A 3086-nucleotide genomic window follows, 5' to 3' on the forward strand; every position below is an offset into this window, starting at 1 on the left:
CTGATAACAACACTGATCTATTAGCTATTTCTGGCGATCCGACAGAATCAAGCCAAAGCTATAGCGCTAACATTTTATATTCCCCTGTTAAACGCCTAACATTTGGAGCTGAGCTAAAACATGCTGAGCGTGAAACTGAAAGCGGTGTAGATGGCGATTTAGATCGTTTACAGTTCTCTGTTAAATACTCTTTTTAATAACTAAAAAGCTAACTACTTAAAAAAAAGCGGCCTTGGCCGCTTTTTTTATAAGCGATATTAAGTTCTATATAATTCATCAATTCGTACCCATAATCTCTATATATGACGCTAAAATCCAACAAAATAGAATAATAATAGGTAAAAAACACACAACTCAATTGCAAATCGATATCATTTAGATTAAGTTACGCACTTCTTTTTGAACTAACTGGAAAAACTTATGTCGTCCCCTCAAGTTTTGCGTTTATCTAAACTAAGCTTTGCTACTTCTTTAATCCTATCTGGTTATGCACTTGCTGATGAAGCAACTGTAAAAAATGAACCTCTCGAAAAAATTGCGGTATATGGTCAGCATCATAAAAACTACATAACAGAAGAGGCACAATCAGCTACCAAACTTGGTTTAACAATTAAAGAAACACCACAGTCAATCTCGGTAGTATCACGCGCACTCATGGACGACTTTTCATTAGACGATATAAACTCAGTACTTGAGAGCACGCCAGGCGTAACAGTAGAGCAAATAGAAACCGACCGTACTTACTTTAAAGCTCGTGGTTTTGAAATTACGAACTTTCAAGTTGATGGCTTAGGTATTCCACAAAGCTCAGGGTCAATTCAAGGCAGTCTTGATACTTCAATTTACGACCGTGTAGAAATTGTTCGTGGCGCTAATGGCTTAATGACCGGCGCGGGTAATCCTTCTGCAACTGTAAATATGGTTTTAAAGAAACCAACATATAACACACAAGCTAATGCGTCTGTGTCATATGGTTCGTGGAATAAAAAACGATTAGATTTAGATGTATCTACGCCAATAAATGAAGAACACGCCGTACGTGCTGTATTTACAAAACAAAAAGCTGATTCATACTTAGATCGTTACGAAACAGATAAAACAATTATTTACTTAGCCTACGAAGGTAAATTAACGGACAGCACACTATTAAGTGTTAACTACGTTAATCAGCAAAAAGATGCTGACAGCCCGCTTTGGGGAGCGCTGCCTCTTTATTATACTGACGGCACACCAACTGACTACGATGAGTCAACAAGCACGGCTTCTGATTGGTCATACTGGAATAACAGTGCAGAGCAAGTATATGTAACGCTTGAACAAAACTTATCAGCAACATGGGTGGCTAGAGCACGCTATGCTCACATCGAAAACGAGCAAGACTCAGAGTTGTTTTACGTATACGGTACACCAGATAGAGAAACAGAGCTTGGCTTAACCGGTTATGCAAGCCGTTATGACTACGAAGATAAGCACGACTTATTTGATTTGTATGCGAGCGGGAAGTTTGATTTATTTGGCCAAGAGCATGACTTGGCATTTGGTGTTAGCCAAGCAAAAATGGATTACACCGAGCAGTCTCTTTACGATTACACCACAGGCAATGGCTTTCCGGCAATGCCATCACTTAAAACGTGGGATGGGGTAATGCCACAAGCAACACTTGCTGATGGCGTAAATGGAAGCGATATAACGAATGAGCAAAAGTCGGCGTATATATCAACTCGTATCAGATTAAGTGAGCCACTAAGTATACTTGCTGGCGCGCGTTATACGGATTGGGAAACAAAAGGTACAGCGTACGGTGTTGCTCAAACTCGCAATGACTCAGAGCTAATACCTTACATTGGTACTGTATACGACTTTACCGAGTCTTTCTCTGCTTACGCTAGCTACACTGAAACATTTGTCCCGCAAAAAGAACTTGATATAAATGCAAATCAACTCCCGGCAATTACAGGGAAAAGTAGTGAAATAGGGATTAAAGCGCAGCTTCTTGACGATCAACTATTTGTGACATTCGCTTATTTTGATGCAAAACAAGACGGCCTTGCTATTGCTATACCTAACTCATTACCAGATGATACTCGCTACTACGCCGCAGATGGAATTAATAGTGATGGCTTTGAAGTAGAGCTAAGCGGTAAATTTACAGATGATTTAAGTGCAAGTATTAGCTTTAGTAATTTAAATATTGATGGTGATGATTTAGTAAAAGATTACACACCAGAAAACCAACTTAAAATAGCAGCAACTTACCAAGTACCTTTAATTGATGGTTTATCATTTGGTGCAAATTACCGCTGGCAGGATTCAACTAGCCGAGTACAAGTTAGCGATGCTAATGGTATTGCAAGTGTGACGACCCATCAAGATGCCTACGGGTTACTTGATTTAATGGCCACTTACAAAATTACAGACAACGTAGGCGTTACATTTAATGTGAATAACACCACTGGTGAAAAATATTTGCACAGCCTATACTGGGCTCAAGGCTACTATGGTGCACCTCGTAACTACGCGCTATCAGTTAACTGGCAACTATAAAATTAATTAGAAAATTTTAATTAATTTAAAAAACGACACATACTATGTGTCGTTTTTATTTTTATGGCTGTAATACCAACCCGCAATAATACTTTATCAATTAGAAGGGTTAAACCTGACACTAATTGCGTTAAAGTTTCGAATTTACTAATGCATAGCAGTACAGAAAAAATTGCCGATATTAACTAAATAACGAAGTTTTTCTCTCGTTATCAACAAGGTTTTCTTTTCTTAAAGTAGATTACTTAATTAAGCTGATTGGTATAATTATTATCAACTTAATAAAAGCTTAAAAACAAAAAAGCGCTAATCATTACTGATTAGCGCTTTTTAAAGCTCGGGTCAAATCAAGCTTAAAAACTCATTTTTAGGCTGTTAAAGGTCAGCGTCATCGCCCAACTTATCTTCACCATCTTCTGGTTCAATAGTTGCTTTTAGTAAAAGCATTTCGCGTAACTTGCCTTCAATCTCATCTGCAATTTCTGGATTTTCTTTCAAAAACTTAATTGAGTTAGATTTACCTTGGCCAACTTTGTTGCCAC

The 3086-nt window shown here is 37.9% G+C and carries 1 protein-coding gene and 2 pseudogenes; 2 read left to right on the forward strand and 1 reads right to left on the reverse strand.

Annotated features, from left to right (window positions below; translation table 11 throughout):
- Together ENH88_RS14370 and ENH88_RS14375 are read left to right on the forward strand one after the other, a co-directional pair.
- Window positions 1-197: pseudogene (locus ENH88_RS14370) on the forward strand (porin); the annotation flags it as partial.
- Between the two features lie 223 nt (window positions 198-420).
- Window positions 421-2544, forward strand: a complete 2124-nt coding sequence (locus tag ENH88_RS14375) for a TonB-dependent siderophore receptor (protein WP_304183189.1) — start codon at window positions 421-423, stop codon at window positions 2542-2544.
- 375 nt (window positions 2545-2919) lie between these two features.
- On the opposite strand, the pseudogene ENH88_RS14380 reads toward ENH88_RS14375, so the two are convergent.
- Window positions 2920-3086, reverse strand: a pseudogene (locus ENH88_RS14380) (DNA recombination/repair protein RecA); the annotation flags it as partial.

Origin of the sequence: Pseudoalteromonas prydzensis, from assembly GCF_011050055.1 — a bacterium.
GTDB lineage: Bacteria > Pseudomonadota > Gammaproteobacteria > Enterobacterales > Alteromonadaceae > Pseudoalteromonas > Pseudoalteromonas prydzensis_A.